This is a genomic window from Vibrio scophthalmi LMG 19158, assembly GCF_000222585.1.
GTDB classification, from domain to species: domain Bacteria; phylum Pseudomonadota; class Gammaproteobacteria; order Enterobacterales; family Vibrionaceae; genus Vibrio; species Vibrio scophthalmi.
The window spans coordinates 1-391 of the sequence record NZ_AFWE01000191.1; the positions used below are offsets into that span (position 1 = coordinate 1).

The following is a 391-nucleotide window of genomic DNA, read 5'->3' on the forward strand; positions in this document are numbered from 1 at the left end:
TCCCATGCCGAACTCAGAAGTGAAACGCAATAGCGCCGATGGTAGTGTGGGGTCTCCCCATGTGAGAGTAGGACATCGCCAGGCTTTAATTTCGTTTTCATCTTTAACCAAGTGAAGACAAGAGATACCGTTATTTGCACGCAAATAACAACATCGTCAGTGTACTAATCTGATGATGAAAGAACGTGGAGAGATGGCTGAGTGGTTTAAAGCACCGGTCTTGAAAACCGGCGTGGGTTTATAGCCCACCTAGGGTTCAAATCCCTATCTCTCCGCCACATTCGAATAACCCCAGTCGAAAGACTGGGGTTTTTTCGTTTATAACGCCTAAAAATGTAGAGCCACCATCGTCATCGATAGATTCGATGTGATAGCTTGACCGCTTTATACC

The 391-nt window shown here is 45.8% G+C and carries 1 tRNA gene and 1 rRNA gene; both read left to right on the forward strand.

Features of this window, described 5'->3' with window-relative positions:
* Positions 1-84, forward strand: a 5S ribosomal RNA gene (gene rrf / locus RH88_RS22780); the annotation flags it as partial.
* 103 nt (positions 85-187) lie between these two features.
* A tRNA-Ser gene (locus tag RH88_RS16540) sits at positions 188-278 on the forward strand.
* The last annotated feature ends 113 nt before the right edge of the window (positions 279-391 follow it).